The sequence below is a fragment of the Nitrospirota bacterium genome (genome assembly GCA_016219645.1).
In the GTDB taxonomy this organism is placed as follows: domain Bacteria; phylum Nitrospirota; class Nitrospiria; order Nitrospirales; family Nitrospiraceae; genus Palsa-1315.
In genome coordinates this window covers 362,448-380,782 of the sequence record JACRLR010000016.1, presented here as the reverse complement: position 1 = coordinate 380,782, position 18,335 = coordinate 362,448, and the positions used below count along the sequence as shown (strand labels likewise).

General features: G+C 54.8%; 16 protein-coding genes. 7 read left to right on the top strand and 9 right to left on the bottom strand.

All coding sequences use genetic code 11. The features are described 5' to 3' along the window. Positions 1–77: 77 nt before the first annotated feature. The 4 genes from dnaB to HZB34_06170 are packed head-to-tail and all read right to left on the bottom strand — an operon-like array spanning position 78 to position 5,635. On the bottom strand, positions 78–1,424 hold the full coding sequence (gene dnaB, locus HZB34_06185; GenBank protein ID MBI5315542.1) for a replicative DNA helicase: 1,347 nt from the start codon (positions 1,422–1,424) through the stop codon (positions 78–80). A 5-nt stretch (positions 1,425–1,429) separates the two neighbouring features. After that, positions 1,430–2,836, bottom strand: a complete 1,407-nt coding sequence (gene hisZ, locus HZB34_06180) for an ATP phosphoribosyltransferase regulatory subunit (protein MBI5315541.1) — start codon at positions 2,834–2,836, stop codon at positions 1,430–1,432. 28 nt (positions 2,837–2,864) lie between these two features. Beyond that, positions 2,865–4,448, bottom strand: a complete 1,584-nt coding sequence (locus tag HZB34_06175; GenBank protein MBI5315540.1) for a phosphoglycerate dehydrogenase — start codon at positions 4,446–4,448, stop codon at positions 2,865–2,867. Positions 4,449–4,495: 47 nt separating this feature from the next. Continuing rightward, positions 4,496–5,635: an alanine--glyoxylate aminotransferase family protein gene (locus HZB34_06170; protein MBI5315539.1), complete on the bottom strand. Its 1,140-nt coding sequence runs from the start codon at positions 5,633–5,635 to the stop codon at positions 4,496–4,498. A 312-nt stretch (positions 5,636–5,947) separates the two neighbouring features. On the opposite strand from HZB34_06170, the gene HZB34_06165 reads away from it, so the two are divergent. After that, complete coding sequence (locus HZB34_06165) at positions 5,948–7,315, top strand: transglycosylase SLT domain-containing protein (GenBank protein MBI5315538.1); 1,368 nt, start codon at positions 5,948–5,950, stop codon at positions 7,313–7,315. 106 nt (positions 7,316–7,421) lie between these two features. On the opposite strand, the gene HZB34_06160 is transcribed toward HZB34_06165, so the two are convergent. Further along, positions 7,422–8,204, bottom strand: coding sequence for a tetratricopeptide repeat protein (locus tag HZB34_06160; protein MBI5315537.1), 783 nt, complete (start codon positions 8,202–8,204; stop codon positions 7,422–7,424). 150 nt (positions 8,205–8,354) lie between these two features. On the opposite strand from HZB34_06160, the gene bioF reads away from it, so the two are divergent. The 3 genes from bioF (at position 8,355) to HZB34_06145 (ending at position 11,941) form a co-directional block, all read left to right on the top strand. Further along, the gene (bioF, locus tag HZB34_06155) at positions 8,355–9,515 is read left to right on the top strand and encodes an 8-amino-7-oxononanoate synthase (GenBank protein ID MBI5315536.1); all 1,161 of its coding nucleotides are present in this window, start codon (positions 8,355–8,357) and stop codon (positions 9,513–9,515) included. A gap of 162 nt (positions 9,516–9,677) precedes the next feature. Further along, positions 9,678–10,736 carry a type IV pilus twitching motility protein PilT gene (locus HZB34_06150; GenBank protein MBI5315535.1) on the top strand — a complete coding sequence of 353 codons (1,059 nt, stop codon included), beginning with the start codon at positions 9,678–9,680 and terminating at the stop codon, positions 10,734–10,736. Between the two features lie 29 nt (positions 10,737–10,765). Next, on the top strand, positions 10,766–11,941 hold the full coding sequence (locus HZB34_06145; protein MBI5315534.1) for a PilT/PilU family type 4a pilus ATPase: 1,176 nt from the start codon (positions 10,766–10,768) through the stop codon (positions 11,939–11,941). A gap of 52 nt (positions 11,942–11,993) precedes the next feature. On the opposite strand, the gene HZB34_06140 is transcribed toward HZB34_06145, so the two are convergent. After that, entirely contained in the window at positions 11,994–12,476 is a 483-nt protein-coding gene (locus HZB34_06140) for a hypothetical protein (protein MBI5315533.1), read from the bottom strand. Between the two features lie 75 nt (positions 12,477–12,551). Next, positions 12,552–13,370 carry an SUMF1/EgtB/PvdO family nonheme iron enzyme gene (locus HZB34_06135; protein ID MBI5315532.1) on the bottom strand — a complete coding sequence of 273 codons (819 nt, stop codon included), beginning with the start codon at positions 13,368–13,370 and terminating at the stop codon, positions 12,552–12,554. A 969-nt stretch (positions 13,371–14,339) separates the two neighbouring features. Between HZB34_06135 and HZB34_06130 the strand changes: the two genes are divergently transcribed. Both HZB34_06130 and HZB34_06125 read left to right on the top strand, forming a co-directional pair. Further along, a complete protein-coding gene (locus HZB34_06130; GenBank protein MBI5315531.1) occupies positions 14,340–14,897 on the top strand; it encodes a hypothetical protein in 558 nt (185 codons plus the stop codon). A 135-nt stretch (positions 14,898–15,032) separates the two neighbouring features. After that, positions 15,033–15,503 (top strand): hypothetical protein, encoded by a 471-nt coding sequence (locus HZB34_06125; protein ID MBI5315530.1) that lies wholly within the window; start codon positions 15,033–15,035, stop codon positions 15,501–15,503. A gap of 183 nt (positions 15,504–15,686) precedes the next feature. On the opposite strand, the gene HZB34_06120 is transcribed toward HZB34_06125, so the two are convergent. Then, entirely contained in the window at positions 15,687–15,860 is a 174-nt protein-coding gene (locus tag HZB34_06120) for a hypothetical protein (GenBank protein ID MBI5315529.1), read from the bottom strand. Continuing rightward, a complete protein-coding gene (locus tag HZB34_06115) occupies positions 15,857–16,189 on the bottom strand; it encodes a PilZ domain-containing protein (GenBank protein MBI5315528.1) in 333 nt (110 codons plus the stop codon). The genes HZB34_06120 and HZB34_06115 overlap by 4 nt, the downstream gene beginning before the upstream one ends. A gap of 1,129 nt (positions 16,190–17,318) precedes the next feature. Between HZB34_06115 and HZB34_06110 the strand changes: the two genes are divergently transcribed. Further along, positions 17,319–18,326, top strand: coding sequence for a cysteine synthase A (locus HZB34_06110; protein MBI5315527.1), 1,008 nt, complete (start codon positions 17,319–17,321; stop codon positions 18,324–18,326). The last annotated feature ends 9 nt before the right edge of the window (positions 18,327–18,335 follow it).

The following is an 18,335-nucleotide window of genomic DNA, read 5'->3' as shown; positions in this document are numbered from 1 at the left end:
GAAGACCGAAGGCTAAAAGCCTTCAGCCTATCTACCTGCGAGCTCTGAAAGATTATACGAAAGGGGTTTGGGCAGGGTCAAACGACTTCGTGTTTGTCGAGGCTTTCGAACTTCGCGAAACGGTCGTGGAAAAAGAGTTCCCTCTTCCCAATAGGCCCGTTGCGGTGTTTGCTCACGAGAATATCGGCAATGCCTTTCCGTTCTGAGTTTTGGTCATACACCTCTTCGCGGTATATGAACATAACGACATCTGCATCTTGCTCGATCGCGCCGCTCTCGCGGAGGTCAGCCAGCATCGGAACCGGTGGCTTCCTGGCCTCTACCGCACGACTGAGCTGCGACAACGCGACGACCGGCACGTTAAGCTCCTTGGCCAGGGCTTTTAGCGAGCGTGAAATATCAGAGATTTCTTGCTGGCGGGACTCCGAATCGCTCCGTCCCTGCATCAGCTGGAGATAGTCGACGATCAAAAGATCCAACCCACGCTCGGCTTTCAGCCGGCGCGCCTTACCCCGCATTTGCTGTACGGTGATGCCTCCTGTATCATCGATATAGATCGGCGCTTGTTCCAGTCGGCCTGCCGCTTCCGCAAGACGCCACCAGTCCTCTTTCTGAAGCTTGCCTGTCCGAAGGCCGTGTGAATCGACCCGTGCTTCCGAACTCAGCATACGGAGGACAATCTGCGGCTTCGACATTTCCAGACTAAAAATTCCGACCACGCTGCCTGCGTGGATGGCGGCATGTACAGCCATCCCCAACGCCAGGCTCGTCTTCCCCATGCTGGGCCGCCCCGCGATCACCACGAGATCGGAAGGCTGGAGCCCGGCGGTGATATCGTCGAGATCATAAAAGCCGGTGGGCACACCAGTGATATGTTCTTTTCGCTTCGACAGTTTATCGACGAGATCGAGGCTTTCTTTAATGATGGAGTTAAGGGGAGTGAACGACCGATCCAGTTTGCCTTGGACGATGCTGAATACCGACCGTTCTGCGAAATCGAGCAGGTCGTCAACTGAAGAGGTGCCTTCGTACCCGCGCGTGAGAACCTCTGTGGAAGAATGGATGAGCTCCCGCAGCAATGCCTTGTCCCGCACGATCTTGCAGTGGTAACGAATATTGGCGGAGCTGGCCACGCTCTGCACGAGTTCCGCCAGATAGGCTGCTCCCCCGATCGCCTCGATTTCACCCTGCGCCTTCAGCCGTTCCGTCAATGTGATCTGATCGATGACTTCTCCGACCTCCGACAACTCCAGCATCGCACGATAAATTTTCCGATGCGACGTGCGGTAGAAGTTCTCCTCGACCAGCAATTCCATCGCCTTTGCCATCGCGCTATTGTCAAGAAGCACTGCGCCAAGGACCGATTGCTCGGCCTCCAGATTCTGAGGGGGTAATTTGGGCTGGGATAGATCGGCGGCCGACATGGATTTCATGACTGTTCCTTTGCCTGCCGATGAGACCGACGAGCCACGGCCACCAGATCCGCAAACGCCATCTTCTTCGCAGGAAAGCCCATCTTCCCTCTGCGACGGCCAGGCATGTGGACAGGGAGGGATTCGACTACCAGTACGTCATCATGGTCTATCCCTGGTGCACCGACCACGACAACGGCTGCTGCCTGCTGGGCTGACCCTGCCGCCACAGCGGCAGCAATAAGGGCCGCGTCGTTCCCTTTCACAATCTGCTGCACCACTCGTGATCCAGTCCGACGCAACTGCACTGCGGACTCCGCCAACAACCGGGTAGCCCGAGCCGGCGCCGCGACAAGATAATCCACTCTCGCCGAGACTGATCGCTCATCAAGAAACTCCACGGTGCGGAAAAGCCGGTCGACATCTAAGCCAAACCCGGTTGAGGGCAGTGGCCGCCCAAATCGACCGATCAGATGATCGTATCGTCCTCCGCCGCCCAACTCCGCTCCAACCCCTGCGGCAAACACATCAAAGACAATTCCATCATAATAATCGAACCCGCGGAATTCTCCGAGATCCAGAAGCAATGAATCCCGATGCCCTGCCGCACAAAGCAAACGATACACCTGACCCAGCCGTTCGAGCGGAGCGGCTAATGACAGATCGCCGGCCGCGAGGACCAGACCGCGTGACAAGACTTCCTCTTGACCATACAGTTCAGGCGCTTCCCGGATGGCCCGTGCTGCGGCCTTAGAGATACGCTCGCTCGCAAGAACCTCTTCTAGCCTCGGGAGGTCTTTCCGTGCCGCCGCCTGCTCAGCCAATTTCTGCCCTAGCGCCGACAATCCCGATCGCAGCAGAAGCCCCTTAATAAATCCCACATGCCCCAGCGACACTTTAAAGGACTGGAGACCAATTCTCTGGAGACATTCGATCATCAGACCGATCACTTCACTGTCACTCGTCACGTCGTCGAGGCCGATAAGCTCGGCTCCGACCTGAAAAATTTCCCTGCCGCGCCCGGCGTGTTCTCGTTCGTAGCGGAAAACAGACGTTCGATACGAGAGCCGCAACGGCAACATCGTCCCCGTAAGCCCCATCGCAACCGTTCTGGCGATTTGCGCCGTGGCATCCGGACGGAGAAGCAACGTGCGGCCCGTCGTACGATCGACGAATTGATAGCACTGCTCGATTAGTTCCGGCTCAAGCCCTGGAGCTAACACATCGAGGTATTCAAACGTGGGAAGAATAATCTCGTCGTAGCCCCAACAGTTGATATGAGAGAGCAAGTCTTCTTCAAGGCGGCGGACCTGCTTCGCCGCATGAGGAAGAATCGTCGCCATGCCTACAGGGACAAGCGAGCGCTCGCGAGACGATGCGGCCTGTCCCGAAGGAATGCGTGGCTTCGGAGGAGCGGAGACCATGGCGGACCTGATGGATTGGCGCGGGGAATTAAGACAGAACCGCGACTTTGACTGAAAGAATATCCCTGCTGGATTTGATCGCCTCAAGCACCGCCTCAGGAAAGATCGCATCGGATCCAATGATGAGCAACGCGTTCCCTCCCCGCTTCTCGAGCGCGCATTGCATCCGGACGATGTTGATCTGGCTGTCGCCGAGTACCTTCCCCACCATCCCGATCACACCCGGGCGATCAATGTTTAGAATCAGGAGCATGTGTCCTTCCGGCACAACCTCAACTTTGAACTGATCGATCTGGACAACGCGCGGGTCTTTCTTGTGATACAGCGTGCCGGCCACCTGGTGCGACTTCTTCCCAGCCTCCACTTGTACACGGATTAAGCTGGTAAAATCTCCCGCATCGGAACTCTTTACTTCCTTCACTTCAATACCACGTTCTTTCGCAACAATCGGCGCATTCACATAGTTCACAGGCGATTCCATCACCGGTGTCAGCAATCCCTTCAGTACGGCGATTGTGAGTGGCGCGATTGACAAACTTGCCACCTCTCCGCTGTACTCTACGGTCACTCGTTCAATCCCGCCTTCGCACAACTGAGTTTGCATCTTCCCAAGCTGCTCGGCTAATGACAGATAGGGCTGAAGCCTCGGCAATAGCTCCGGAGAGACAGACGGAATATTGACCGCTCCCCTGGCAATACCTTTCGTGAAATAGTCGACGATCTGCTCCGCAATCCCGATGGCCACATTCTCTTGCGCCTCAGTCGTCTGAGCTCCAATGTGCGGCGTACAAATAAAGTTGTCCAAGGTCAACAACGGATGGTCCGCCTTTACTGGCTCTTCTTCAAACACGTCGAATGCGGCGGCGGCCACGCGCTTGACCTTCAACGCTTCAAACAGATCTCCCTCGTGAATAATTCCCCCGCGGGCACAATTTACAATCATGACACCCGGCTTCATCGTCGAGATCATTTGCGCATTGATCAGGCCCTTGGTCTCAGGCGTCAAGGGCGTGTGGACAGAGATGATATCGGCGCGCGTGAAGAGTTCAGCCAACGGCATCATATTGACGCCCATCTTCTCTGCGCGCTCTTCGGCCAAATAGGGATCGTAGGCGATCACGCTCATGCCGATTCCCTGTGCTAGCTTCGTCAGATGGCTGCCGATCTGCCCTACACCGACAATACCAAGCACCTTATTATAGAGTTCAACTCCCATGAACTTGTCTTTTTCCCACTTGCCTGCCTTGACCGAGGCCGTCGCCTGGGGGATCCTTCGGCTCATCGCACAGATCATCGACATCGTGTGTTCAGCTGTCGTGACCGTATTTCCGCCCGGCGTATTCATGACCACGATGCCCCGACGGGTAGCCGCAGGAGTATCGACATTATCCAGCCCTGACCCGGCTCGCCCGACGACTTTCAACTTCTCGGCCACCGCAATCAGTTCTTCCGTCACCTTGGTGCCGGACCGTACGATCAGTCCATCTGCGTCCTTGATTTCCCTGAACAGCTCGTCCTTCGGCATCTTGGATTTCACAACCACGGTGAATCCAGCCTTCTCCAACAGTTCCACGCCCTGCTTTGACAAACTATCGCTGATGAGAATTTTCATGCCCATTGTGCCTGCCTTATCATCGTAAGAGCTTTGAGACGCCACCCCTAGGCCATTAGAATTTCCTGCGCCTTCGCGACACCGCTGCCAAGTTTCACAGGATGGCCCAACCCTTTGAGCACCATTTCGACAGCTGCAACCGCCATGATGATATCGAACCGGTCCATGTAGCCCATGTGAGAAAGCCGGAAAATTTTACCCTTCAAATGGTCTTGCCCACCGGCCGCGGTAATACCGTACTGAACGCGCAAGTTTTTATAGATGGCCTGGCCGTCAACCCCTTCCGGCGCTGAAATAGCCGTGAGGGCATCGCTGGGCGACTCTTTGGGAAACAACGCCAAACCGGCGCCCTGTATCCCTTCGCGCATCGCCTTCGCAAGTATGGCCTGGCGACCGAAGAGCCCCGCAAGCCCCTCCGCCTTCATCATCTTCAGGACTTCCTGCAAACCGACGATGAGAGACACGCCCGGTGTATAGGCTGTCTGATTCTTCAGCTGATTCTCCTGTTCTTTCTTGAAATTGAAATAGAAGGCCGTGTTCTTTACCTTTTCTGCCAATTTCCAGGCCTTATCGCTCACGCTCACAAATGCCAGGCCAGGCGGAAGCATCAGCGCCTTCTGCGACCCGGTGACCACGACATCGACCCCCCACTCATCAGTCTTGATGTCGAACACTCCGAGGGCGGTGATCGCATCCACTACAAGTATGGTATCGCTATAGTGTCTCACGATCTCCGCAAGAGCCTTGACGTCATGCGCCACACCGGTAGACGTTTCACTCGCTTGCACATACACCGCTTTGATCCCTGGATCTTTTTTCAACGCATCGGCCACCGCTTGAGGATTGACGGCTCGCCCCCATTCCACCTTGATTTCAGTCACCTCGGCCCCGAACGTCTTGCAGAGCTTTGTCCATCGTTCGCCGAATTTTCCCCCATTGATCGTGAGAGCCTTGTCACCGGGAGAAAGAAAATTAGACACTGAACCTTCCATGCCTCCGGTACCGGAAGCCGCCAGCATGAGTACGTTGCTTTTTGTTTGGAACAGCCATTTAAGTCCGTCACGGACATCTGCAAAGACCTTGTCGAATTCAGGGGCACGATGGTGGAACATGGGCCGCGCCATGGCCAACAGAACCTCTGGTGGTACAGGTGTCGGGCCGGGGGCCAGCAAGTACTGCTTCAACATCGACTGATCCTCCTAACCATAATGAAGCGTGAAAAATCTCACAGAGAACGGAGGGACGATACCATTGCCCCCCAAAGCTGTCAAGGCGGAGAACCCTGTAGATACGTGTATTTTCAGACTCTTGTGATCGTTAGAACCGGCACTACTTTCATTGACCATTTTTGTAGGGCAACCACAGCTCCTAGCCTCTGTACGACCAAAGAGGGGTACCATTCCTTTTGCGATTTCTTGACAAGAGCTCAGCCCATCGATAGTCTAACCTCACAGAACATGACAAACCTCTTTCACGATACTGATTGCCACAAGGTGTCAATGCTGACTCTCGGGCCAAGATACACCATCCTCTCAATAGCTCTCTTCATCGGGATGGGGTTCAGCTTCTGCACACCTACTATGGTGGTGCAGGCTGCAACTTATTCCGAATCCCCTGCCGTTGTCCCGCCTACGCCCGTGGACGAAAACGTAGCGGCTGAAGACGACCCCGACGCAAATCTGGTCCCGCTGGATACCGAAGGCCCGACTACAGATGCCATCGGTGATCTCACAACTCCAACTAGTAGCGTTCCGAGAGCTGAAGACCTCTTAGAGCTGAACCCAGCAGAAAATGCACCGGCTACGGCTCGGTTTTCGGACGCCTTCAATCCTCCGGCTGAACTGGCCCAAACCCCAAACTCCTCTAAGAGCGGCACAAATCAGGCGGAATCTGCGATTTATAATGTTCCGATTGTGATGGATCCGTCGGTCCAGGCCCATATTCACTACTTCAATACATCCATCCGTGGTCGCTTTGAGCAATGGCTCATCCGGCTTAGTCGTTACCGCCCACTTGTCGATACAATCTTCACGGAATTTCAACTCCCCAGTGATCTGGTCTATCTTTCGCTGGTAGAAAGCGGTTTCAACCCCTACGCATATTCACGCGCGAAAGCGACCGGCCCCTGGCAGTTCATGAAGGGTACGGGCAAGACCTATGGGCTCCGCATAGACAACTATGTCGATGAACGTCGGGACCCCATCAAGTCCACGGTCGCTGCGGCACGCTACCTCCGCGATCTCTACGACCTCTTCGGGACCTGGCCGCTTGCAATGGCCGCCTACAATGCGGGAGAGGGCAAGGTGATGCGAGCCCTCCACAAATCCAAGGCCGAAAGCTTTTCCGAGATTTCCAAGACACGATTGATCCGGCGCGAGACGAAGGAGTACGTGCCGCGATTTATGGCCGCCACGATTATCGCAAGGAACCCTGATCGATACGGCTTCTCTCAGGAATCTGCCGAGCCGCATCAGTTTGATGAAGCGATCATCACAAGGCCTGTCCATTTTCGCACGATCTCCAACGCCACCGGCATTCCTTATGAAGAACTCCGGCTCTTGAATCCCGAGTTGCGGAGAGACGCGACACCCCCTGGTGATGAGACCTATCACTTGAAGGTTCCGGTAGGAACGAAAGCAAAAGTGGAACAGGTGCTTGACCGGATCCCGACCTATAAATTTCCGCCTCTACCGGCCAAGGCTCAGTTTGCAACCGCCGAGCCCTCTCGCTGGTATAAAGTCCGCACAGGAGACACGCTGGGAAAGGTATCGAAGCGGTTTCGCGTCCCGCTCAACACGCTCAAAACGAAGAATAGCCTTTCCAGCCCAACCATTCGACCGGGCGACTTTCTCGTTATCAGTCGCTAACCGGAAGTCGACCTGATCCATCAGCCCAAGAAAACCTTTATTTGGTTTTTCAGATTTGTCTCGTTTATCTGGTTAGCAAGACCGACCAACTCGCACGGCTATCCCGCTAGGGGCTCTTCTTACCGGTTGGGGACGGCGCAGCCGGGGTTGTCGATGTCGAGGCAGGCATTGTTTCTTGCGATTTTTTGACATCAATGATCTTAGTTCGAATCGTTGCTTCACTGGTGAAAGGAGAGTTTGGATAGGTCTTGATCAGTTCTTGATACCGAGCCACCGCCGCATCAGGGCGCGATTGGGACTCCTCCAGACGTGCCAGCTCAAACAACGCCTGATCCCTGTTCAGCGTGCCGGGGGATTCCAAAATACTGGTAAGGGCCTTCATCGCTTGGTCCCGATCTCCTTTGAGCAGGTAGACATACGCCAAGCGTTGTTGTACCAACCCGGCGAATGACGGGTTCGATGCATAGGATGCAAGAAATCGTTGATAGGCCTCAATCGCTGCACTCAGGTCATTGGTCTGGACCAACATATTCCCCAAATGATACAAGGCGAGTGGTGCCGTCGGGGTACGTGGGTATTGATCGGCAATCTGCCGATACCTCGCGATCGCTTCTTTTACTGCGTGATCGGCCTTCTGTGCATCACCGGCAGACGGAACAGTCAAAAAGCGCACCGCCTCCCGCTCTAGGTCTTGTGCCTTCTGCACAGCCTGGCGGTCAACATAAAACACCCCTCCGACCACGGCGGAGGCGAGCAGCAATACCCCTAAACCGACTAACAGGGGGCGTCGATAACCCTGTGATCGATGCAGCGTCTGGCCAAGCCAGCTCAGCATATGAGCTTCATCGACCGGAAGAGTTTTCGCCGGGACCTTGATGCGGTAGCTCATGGATGGATTCGTCGGAGAGCGTGAGGTCTGTTTCCTCGATTTGTGTGCGCGCTTATACTAAGGATGTCACGAATTTGTCAATGAGGCAACTACTACCTGTCGACTCTCAGAAGGCACTCGCTCCGCCACGTGTATGACTGGCACCGTCTGATGCTTGAACAACGACTACAAGAACTGGCTGCGCGGCACCTGACCCGGCACCTCACGCCCCTCCATTCCGGCACCGGTCCGTCGGTTGAGATGGCAGGACGCCAGATTCTTCTGTTCGCCTCGAACGACTATTTGGGGTTGGCTATGCACCCGGAAGTGGTTCAATCTGCCATCGAGGCGACACAACGGTTTGGTGCTGGCGCCGGCGCCGCTCGACTGATCTCAGGCTCGTTGCCGCCTCATCAAGAGCTCGAGTCCGCTCTGGCACAATTCAAGGGAACCGAAGCCGCGCTAACTTTTAGCTCCGGCTACCTTGCCAATATCGGAACTATCCCTGCATTGATCGGGCGAGGCGAATTGGTCCTGGCCGACCGTTTGAGCCATGCCAGCTTGATCGACGGCTGCCGTTTGAGCGCAGCCGATTTTCGGGTCTATCGCCACAAGGATACTGATCACCTCAAGTCCCTTCTGGCAAAACGGCGCCGGGTGCGACGGACCCTGATTGTGACCGACGGCCTGTTCAGTATGGATGGAGACCTTGCGCCATTGCCCGAACTCAGTCAATTGGCTCAAGACTATGAAGCCGACCTCTATATCGATGATGCCCATGGCACTGGCGTAATGGGACTGCATGGACGAGGAACAGCCGAACACTTCGGCATCAATGCGGATCTCCCGTTTCAGATGGGTACGTTGGGTAAAGCCTTCGGCAGCAGCGGCGCTTACCTTGCTGGGCCTTCGACATTGATCCGCTACCTCATGAACACGAGCCGGTCCTTCATCTTTACCACTGCACCTCCACCAAGTTCGGCTGCCGCCGTCACGGCAGCCCTACGCATCATGCAGCGAGAGCCGGAACGACGTGCACGCCTGTGGGCTAACCGTGAACGCCTGTTCACAGGATTGACCAGATTGGGATTCAACCTGTCCCCCACCGTCACTCCCATCATGCCAATCCTCGTCGGCGATGCTGAGATTGCCCTCACGTTTGCCCAGCACCTGTTCAGAGAAGGTGTCTATGCTCCGGCGATTCGGCCTCCTACCGTTCCGAACGCGACCAGCCGCGTCCGCGTCACGGTGACTTCCGAACACACCGTGAACCAGATCGATCAGGCCCTCACCGCATTTCAACGTGCTGGACAATTGTCGGGACTGATCTGATCGAATCCCCCGCCTCACTCTGTGATAGGCCACCGGAGAATATACTCAGCCGCTTCCGGCTATTTTCTTGCTTTTTCATCATCCTATGGCATCATGCTCCCACGTAGTCTAGAAGTCTGACGCTATCATTTCACAATCTGCATTTGCCAAGGAGTCCCCTTCATGGATATTTCGAAGCTCCTGACCTTCACGGCCAAGGAGGGTGCATCGGATTGTCACATCAGTGCGGGCGAACCGCCGATGATCCGCATCAATGGAGATCTTAAGAAACTCGATCACCCCTCACTCACCTCGGAAGAAACTCACGCGCTGATCTACGACATGATGAGCGATACGCAGCGGAAGAATTTTGAGGAAAAGCGCGAGTGCGATTTTTCCTTTGAACTGGGAGACATCGCGCGATTCCGGGTCAATGTCTTCGTCCAACACCGCGGGCTTGGCGCCGTCTTCCGAAATATTCCCACGGAGATCATTCCGCTGGAAAAACTCGGAATGCCTCCCATTGTACGGCAGCTCTGCGATCGGGAAAAGGGACTGATCCTTGTGACCGGCCCAACCGGGTCTGGTAAATCGACCACCCTGGCCTCCATGGTCGATTATTTGAACAACACGTTCGAAGGCCACATCATCACAATCGAAGATCCGATCGAATTTATCCACAAAACGAAAAAATGCCTCGTGAATCAGCGGGAGATGGGCGTCCATACCCTGTCATTCGCCAACGCACTGAGAGCATCCCTCCGCGAAGACCCGGACATCATCCTCGTGGGTGAAATGCGCGATTTGGAAACCATCCAGCTCGCGTTGACTGCGGCGGAAACGGGGCACTTGGTCTTCGGCACGCTCCACACCTCCAGCGCGCCGAAAACCATCGACCGCATCATCGACGCGTTTCCCCCAAACCAGCAGTCTCAAATCCGCACACAGCTCGCAGAAGCCTTGGAAGCAGTCATTACCCAAACTCTACTGAAGAGAAAAGCAGGCGGACGTGTCGCTGCCCTCGAGATCATGGTCGCCACGACCGCGGTCCGGAATCTTATCCGAGAAGGTAAATTACACCAGATTCCTGGAATCATGCAGGCCAGTCAGAAAGACGGTATGCAAACGATGGACATGGCGCTATTCGAGCTGGCGTCCCGCGGGGTCGTCACCAAAGGCGAAGCCCAGTCTCGGAGCATGAATCCCAATCTGTTTGGAACCTCAATGGGCGGCGCAGCCTAAAGATACCTGGCAAGAACACGGGGGTTGCAATGGATGTTCGCAGTCTGTTGAAAGTCATGGTGGATCAAGAGGCGTCGGACCTGTACTTGACCGTCGACTCGGCTCCCACGTATCGCGTCCACGGTTCGACACAACAAACCGGCGCGCCACCGTTTACCAACGAACAACTCGAAGCCCTTGCGCTGGCACTTATGCGGGGTCAACAGCGCGAAGAATTCGAAGAAAAGATGGAAATGAACCTGGCTCTCTATTATAAGGAGCTCGGCCGTTTCCGTGTGAATATTTTTCGCCAGCGAGGGAATGTCGGCTTGGTGTTTCGGCATATCAAAGCCGAGATTCAAACCGTCGAGCAGCTAGGCTTGCCTCCGATTGTCAAAGACATCGCCATGACCAAGCGTGGATTGGTGCTGGTTGTCGGAGCCACCGGTTCCGGAAAGTCCACGACCCTCGCAGCCATGATCGACCACCGTAACTCCACCCATCCCGGCCATATCGTCACCGTGGAAGATCCGATCGAGTTCGTTCACAATCATAAGCGATCGCTCGTGACGCAGCGAGAAGTGGGCTTTGACACCCTTTCATTTCAAAATGCCCTCAAGAATACCCTGCGGCAGGCGCCGGATGTGATTCTGATCGGCGAAATCCGGGACACCGAAACGATGGAAGCCGCGATCACCTTCGCGGAAACCGGACATCTCTGCATCGGCACTCTCCACTCGAACAATGCGAACCAGGCGATCGAGCGCATCATGAATTTTTTCCCGGTGGAGCGCCATGCGCAGATCTATCTCCAGTTGTCGCTCAATCTTCGGGCCATCGTCTCTCAGCGGCTCGTGCCATCTCTGGATGGGAAACGTGTCCCCGCGCTGGAAATCATGCTCGACACCCCCCGGATAAAGGATCTGATCAAAAAATCAGAGGTCGATTTGCTCAAAGAAGCGATGGAGCAAGGGCTTGACGAAGGCTGTCAGACCTTCGACCACGTCTTGTTCCACCTGTATAAGGAGGAACGAATTTCGCTCGAACAAGCCCTGATCAATGCCGATAGCGCCAATAATCTCCGGCTCAAGGTCAAGATCGAAGGCCTGAGAGGCGACGACGCAGTTAACGCCCTCCTCGACAAGAGACCAGGTACCTCTTCAACCGATGCCTTTAAAATCCAAGGTCACGCCTCAGGAAACGTGACCCCCCTCCGCAAACGATAGGTCCCCTCCAAGCCCACACGGCTCATCAACAATCCTGCGAAGATCTTTGTGCTTATTGAACTGCTGCCGCCCCTTGGCGTTCGAGATATGACGAAATTTTTTCCAGCGCGAGGCCGCTGAGTTTTGCGCCATACCAGTTCGGCATCGTGCCGGAAGGATATCCCGGTACGACGAACAATCCCGGTTCAATGACTGATTCGATCACGTAGTCATGCACCGTCTTCGCGTGGCCTCGGTATGCCGGATCGGCCAATCTGGCGGGTCCTGTGGTGGCTAATAGAAGAGGTGGGCCTACTCGCCCATCGGCCCCCGGAATGCCCGGTACGATGTGGCACACTGGGCAACCGGCTTTCGTAAAGATCTCCGAGATCGGTTCATTTCCTGTGACCAACGGGACCATGTCAGGAACGAGCGCCGCTACCGGTGAAACAGGCGTCAACGTCTCCGAGGAAGGCGGATCGAGGGAACGGAGAGCCAGGAGGGTCCCGAGGAGCAATACGACCACGATGAGGGGTGTGATAGATCGTTCAGGCATAGAACCAATATCGCCGATGGCCTGACTATTTTGGTCAACGCGAACATTCGCCGGCCTGCATCAAGCCAGCGCTACTCACTTTGTTGCATCCATCGCACAGCGAAATCCCGTCGTTCGATCCTCGAAATCAGGCTCAGCTGAAAAGCGCGCCGTCACACGCAACGCAGAGGGCAAATCCGCCCACGATCCACCTCGCAGCACTCGCTTTTCCCCAGAAGCGGGGCCTGGTGGATTCTTCTCAGGACTCTTTTGATAATAGTCCCGCTCATACCAGTCAGCCACCCATTCTGCCGCGTTTCCTGCCATGTGGAAAACACCAAACGGGCTTTTCCCTCCCTCTTTTAACCCATGTCGGACACTCATTCCCTCAAGACCACTGGTGACCGCCGCCAATGTAATGGCTTCACTCACCCATATGCCTCGATTATAGTTTGCAATGTCGACGAACGGCTGCATATCCCCCCACGGATACCGACGCGTGTCACCCCCCCGCGCCGCCTTCTCCCACTCAGCCTCGGTTGGAAGTCGTTTCCCCGCCCAGTTACAATAGGCAGCCGCCGACTCCCATGTCATTCCAATGGCTGGCCGATCTCCAACCGTCGTCGCAGCCTCATCGTCCCATGTTTGCGGCGCTTCGCGTTTCTCTGCTTCCAGAAATTTCTGATAGAGGTTCAGGGTGACTTCATACTTATCGATATAAAAAGCATCAAGTGCCACGGTATGTTCAGGACGCTCATTGGGAAGCCCCTCATTACTACCCATCGTGAAGGGACCTGAAGCTATGAAAACCATGGGAGCATTATCCCTCCCTCGACCTGCCTCGACCGACGAAGCTACGTACCCGCCCTCCACGGGCTGTTGCTCCCCTGCCCCGAGACAGAGCCCGCCCGTCATGAGACTGATTCCAATCCACAATATTGCCTGTTTCCCCCATATCCTCATCTGGATCTCCAAGACCTTGCATGAGGCATGGTCCAGCCGCCCATCGGCCAGTGTATCCAGCTCACGAGACAAACTCAATTCGCGCTTCGGTCACAAGCAATTCCATCGGGCTATTCTTTAGCGGATCCTTCTCATTCCTACAAGACTCCCCTCTTTTTGGCCGGTCTATGATTGATGTTGGGGCCATCCAGCAATATGTCCCTAAAAAATCATTGGTTTATATTAGTTGCTATAAACGGTGGCTTGTGGTAACTTCGCCCCCGAATGATTATATCGGGCTACCGAACTGAATGATAAACAACATTAGTGTAAGCCATAGTCAAATCCACCACCAAACCTAGGAGGTTATTATGGAAATCTGGTTACCCATGGCGGGCTTAGTCGGTGTATTCGTGGCGGGAGCAGCTCTGATATTGTTTACGCCATACGACAGATAATGGCACGCACAGCATGTGCGTTTGTCTGTATTTTACGATAATCCGTTGAGTAGGTCTTTCACGCTACGACATCTGTACCGTGAAAGTTCAGAAGACTGCAAGTTGCCGTGGCTCTTCCCACTCCATGAGTTAGGAGTGAGTGGGAAGAGCTGTGCGCGTCATACAAGTTCTAGGCTCTATCGAATACTAAATCCTTGTTTTCCCAGACTTATTCAGCTCCAGGCGTAACGGGCCATCGTCAACAGACATTCAGGTCTGCTTTCTATACATTTCTCGTTCGGATCTGTTGATTTATTGAAATACGCCTATTATCCGACCTGAATCCAGAATGAATACAGCATTCCCACACGACACATTGTGAGCTTCTTTAGGTCTATCTCCTCCGCCCCAACCTCCGGCAGCAGCAACACAAGCCTCTCTTTCCCTATTATTTTTTACTTGGGGGGGGCTTCGGCGTATCCTAATAGATATGAAACGGTGGCCCTTGTATCTGATCATTGTGCTGGTTGTGTTGGCGATATTGGGTTACCTCCTTGTCAAATTGAATTCCTCCATCGACATCGCCGGCATTTGGAATAGAGATAATCAAACACAAAACACCCAGCGCGATGTCCGGAAGATACCGGACGTAGAAACTGCCCCCAAAGACGTCCTGGCCCTACGGCGAGAACACCAACTTAGAGCACTAACCGAACTGGAAGATGGAATAAAAATACAGGATGTGCCGAATGGAGTATACGGGTTCTCAATGTGCAACGTTGAATCACTACGTACTAAACGTGGCAACACATCCTCGTTAGAAATTCATAAACATCATGATGGAATTGTGTACTATGTCGGGTATGCCTCTGACGAGGACATAGAAAAATATCTGGCTCGTCCAAAAAACTTCCATATACTCACGTTCCCTCGCTCAGGGGACAAAGCCTCATCACTTTTCGAAATCCCCGTAGATTTCGTATCCAAGTGCGACGTGCGCCCATTTGGAGATGGTTATCTTTTTGATCTTTTCGTTACATCTATCCCCGAGTTGCAATCGTAACGGCCATTACCTGCACTCGCGACGGATACGTGACAGCGCCTGAGGAGCCATGATGCTCCCAAACCATTTATCTATCGGCTTGCTTTTCTTCGCCCCCACGGCATAGAATTTTGGTATGTAAGATGGAGGATTGTTATGCTGGCTATCCGATTAGTGGAGCTCATCGAGAAGCACTCTGAACGGCTTTCCCGCGAGCTCAGCGAGAAGGTTTGGAACTCCCCCCGGTGCAGCGATCTGCACAAAGTCCCGTCAGCCGAACTCGAAGCCCGCACCCATGAGATCTACCGCAACCTAAGTGACTGGCTGCTGAACAAGACCGAGGCCGAGCTAGAGCAGCGTTACACCGAGCTGGGGACACGCCGCTGCGAGCAGGGGGTGGCCTACAGCCACTTCCTTTGGGCCGTCACCTCAACCAAGGAGCACCTGCGGATCTTTGTCCAGCGCGAAGGCCTGTCTGATACCGCCATGGAACTACACGGGGAGCTGGAGCTGCTGTTCCTACTCGGCAAGTTCTTCGATCGCGCGCTGTACTATGCCGCCGTCGGTTACGAACGCGAACGCGAGCGTATAGGAGGGAGGCAAAAGAGGCGCAAGGGAGATAAATAGAGCACGTTCAAGACGTCTTTAACTACCTCATAATCGACATTGGCGCCATTAGACCGGCGCACGTCTGTCGAACCACACGCATCACCGACAACGATAGCAACTCGGTGGTGTCTTTTCATAATCATTCGTACATCAATCGTTCTGCTGAACCGAACGGAATCGCAGCTCGGTTCCAATACGCAGTTAGGCAGTCCCTTGAGGAAGCTGGCCGGCCCCTCTCGACTCACGGGTGTTTTCCTGCGCTGGATTGTAGCCCATACGTTTCAGTATTTTTACAATGACCGCGATCTCCCATATGGTGGAGACTGCAGCTTCGAAGGACTTGGATTCATACAGTATGGAGCGGCCGTTGATCATTCCCCGCATTCCAGGTTTGCCTCTTCGAGGTGTTTGACCATGTGCTCTACCCGGCTCTGGGTTGGCTTGTCCACCGTTACGGTTTCCAGGCCATACTCCTGCCCCCTGACCCACCGGACGATCGCAGCATCCACGAAGATGCTTTCCTGGTTCGGCAAGGTGACAGTTAACGGGCAGGTCTGCCCAACTTGCAGCGGCACATCACCGGAGAGCTTCCATCCGTTCACCGAGAAATTCCATACGGTGCCTAGGCCCTGAGAAGTACCAGCGTTATAGCTGACGGGGCACTGCACTGGGAAACGCCGATACGAGCGGATGATGAAGGGCATAGGGACCTCGCAAGAGTTTTAATTCTAGTAGATATACGTACGATGCGCAAGTCCAGTACCGAGGAAATGACGTTATACGGCATCTACAATAAGAGAGAGCGGCCAGCAATCTTAGCAATTCCTCTCATGCGAACCAGAGACGGAAATATGTTGAGCGCCTCATGGCACAACTGTGCACAGGAGTGCACTGACTGACGCCCAATGAATACAGCAGCTGCTGTTCATGCGAATCGCATAAAGATGGATCCGGATGCAGCCCGTCACGACATTTCGTAGAGTGATGACCCCATTTGTATGATGGGGGTCCTAGAAGACCACAGTGGTATCGTATTTGCTCATACCCGTCACCATCGATCGAGGTGCCATTAACCTCTTAAGGCTGTTAAGGGAATGCATATGGCTCTATCTGAGGTGTGGCGACGATTGCGGAATTTTCAGCGATGGAAAAAAGCAACCACCCCCATGTTACGCAATGCCGGTACCGGAGAGGTAATCCCCTTCTCCAGTGACAGCACACCCACGAAGGGGAAGTGGGTACTTCGCCGCCCGCTCACATTGCCAGAGAGCACGCTACCTCTTTTTCTCGAAGTTCCGCTAACTTCCGGTCTCACCGCTGTGAAGAAACATTCGGGGGTGCCCAACTTGCCACTCCATCAGATCAGACTCCAGCATAAAACAGGAACCCCACTCCCTCACCCACCCTCGCCACAGTCCGGTTAACTCTTTCCCTCGGAGGCAACCGCTCCTCATTCTCCACGGCAAAATGGAGTTGGGGCTTGCCACAAACATGCTCTCGTCGACCTCTAGGTTCTCCAGAACCTTGATCCCCGGCACACGTCGAAAAAACAGCACGGCTATCTCGCGGACTGGTCCACACAGACAGACAGACAGACACCGGGTGAAGACGCGGCAGGTTCTCGGGAATCTACTCCCGAGCCGCGTACAAATCTGGCATGAGGTGCAGGGGGCGATAGGCCTACCCGTACCAAGGGGAGGTAGCCGTCGGTAGGCTTTTCAACGGCGTAATCAACATTGAACGGTCTGGACTCACGCCCCCTTGCGTTTTGTGATGTAAAGCAGTATTAGACTCGACTACGAAGATTGCGGAATGGAACCACAAACGTATTAGATGAATGATTTACGCTACCATGGGGTTGATGGTCACGTCGGTAACACTCCGCTCATTCGCCTGCGCCGCCTTTCGGAACTGACTGGCTGCGAAATCCTCGGCAAGGCCGAATTCATGAACCCCGGCGGATCGGTGAAGGACCGTGCCGCGCTTGGTATCATCCTGGACGCGGAGGCCAGAGGGCTCCTGCGGCCAGACGGCACGATCGTCGAGGGCACGGCTGGAAACACCGGCATCGGCCTCACAGTCATCGGCCACGCTAGGGGGTACCATTCCGTCATCGTCATTCCCGAAACCCAGTCGCAGGAAAAAATACACCTTCTGCGCGCGCTTGGCGCGGAGGTACTCCCCGTGCCGGAGAAACCCTATTCCAATCCGGGCAACTACAACCATGTCGCCCGAAGGATGGCAGAGGAAAAGGGCTGGTTCTGGGCCAACCAGTTCGACAATACCGCCAACCGCCTCATCCACTACCGCACCACAGGCCCAGAGATCTGGGAGCAGACCGCTGGAAAGGTAAGTGCCTTTGTTTCCGCCGTCGGCACCGGCGGCACGCTGGGCGGAACCACGCTGTACCTCAAGGAGCGCAACCAGAAAATTTTCGTCGGCTGCGCCGACCCCTATGGTGCGGCTATGTGGTCGTGGTTCACCAACGGCAACACGGAGACGAACGACGGGGATTCCTTTGCTGAAGGCATCGGCCAGGGTCGCGTGACCAAAAACATCGAGGGCATTGCTGTGGACGGTGCGTGGCGCATTCCCGATCAAGACGCGCTCACCATCCTGTACCAACTCCTGCGCGAGGAAGGGCTTTTTCTCGGCCTGTCCTCCGGCATCAATGTCGCCGGCGCGGTGCGGCTGGCCCTTGAGCGTGGACCGGGCCAGACCATCGTGACAATCCTTTGCGACTCCGGCGCGAAGTATCAATCCAGAATCTTCAATCCAGAATGGCTTGCGGCAAACGGACTGAGGACAGATCTGCTCGTCGATACCCTTCTTGAGGCGTGAAACGGCGGT

Bases quoted from the DNA above. Each gene is read 5' to 3' on its own strand.
- HZB34_06110 (MBI5315527.1), top strand. From the start codon at position 17,319: ATGAATGATTTACGCTACCATGGGGTTGATGGTCACGTCGGTAACACT.
- HZB34_06135 (MBI5315532.1), bottom strand. From the start codon at position 13,370: ATGACGGGCGGGCTCTGTCTCGGGGCAGGGGAGCAACAGCCCGTGGAG.
- HZB34_06125 (MBI5315530.1), top strand. From the start codon at position 15,033: ATGCTGGCTATCCGATTAGTGGAGCTCATCGAGAAGCACTCTGAACGG.
- bioF (MBI5315536.1), top strand. From the start codon at position 8,355: ATGCTTGAACAACGACTACAAGAACTGGCTGCGCGGCACCTGACCCGG.
- HZB34_06150 (MBI5315535.1), top strand. From the start codon at position 9,678: ATGGATATTTCGAAGCTCCTGACCTTCACGGCCAAGGAGGGTGCATCG.
- dnaB (MBI5315542.1), bottom strand. From the start codon at position 1,424: ATGTCGGCCGCCGATCTATCCCAGCCCAAATTACCCCCTCAGAATCTG.
- HZB34_06165 (MBI5315538.1), top strand. From the start codon at position 5,948: ATGCTGACTCTCGGGCCAAGATACACCATCCTCTCAATAGCTCTCTTC.
- HZB34_06175 (MBI5315540.1), bottom strand. From the start codon at position 4,448: ATGAAAATTCTCATCAGCGATAGTTTGTCAAAGCAGGGCGTGGAACTG.
- hisZ (MBI5315541.1), bottom strand. From the start codon at position 2,836: ATGGTCTCCGCTCCTCCGAAGCCACGCATTCCTTCGGGACAGGCCGCA.
- HZB34_06140 (MBI5315533.1), bottom strand. From the start codon at position 12,476: ATGCCTGAACGATCTATCACACCCCTCATCGTGGTCGTATTGCTCCTC.
- HZB34_06120 (MBI5315529.1), bottom strand. From the start codon at position 15,860: ATGATCAACGGCCGCTCCATACTGTATGAATCCAAGTCCTTCGAAGCT.
- HZB34_06160 (MBI5315537.1), bottom strand. From the start codon at position 8,204: ATGAGCTACCGCATCAAGGTCCCGGCGAAAACTCTTCCGGTCGATGAA.
- HZB34_06115 (MBI5315528.1), bottom strand. From the start codon at position 16,189: ATGCCCTTCATCATCCGCTCGTATCGGCGTTTCCCAGTGCAGTGCCCC.
- HZB34_06170 (MBI5315539.1), bottom strand. From the start codon at position 5,635: ATGTTGAAGCAGTACTTGCTGGCCCCCGGCCCGACACCTGTACCACCA.
- HZB34_06145 (MBI5315534.1), top strand. From the start codon at position 10,766: ATGGATGTTCGCAGTCTGTTGAAAGTCATGGTGGATCAAGAGGCGTCG.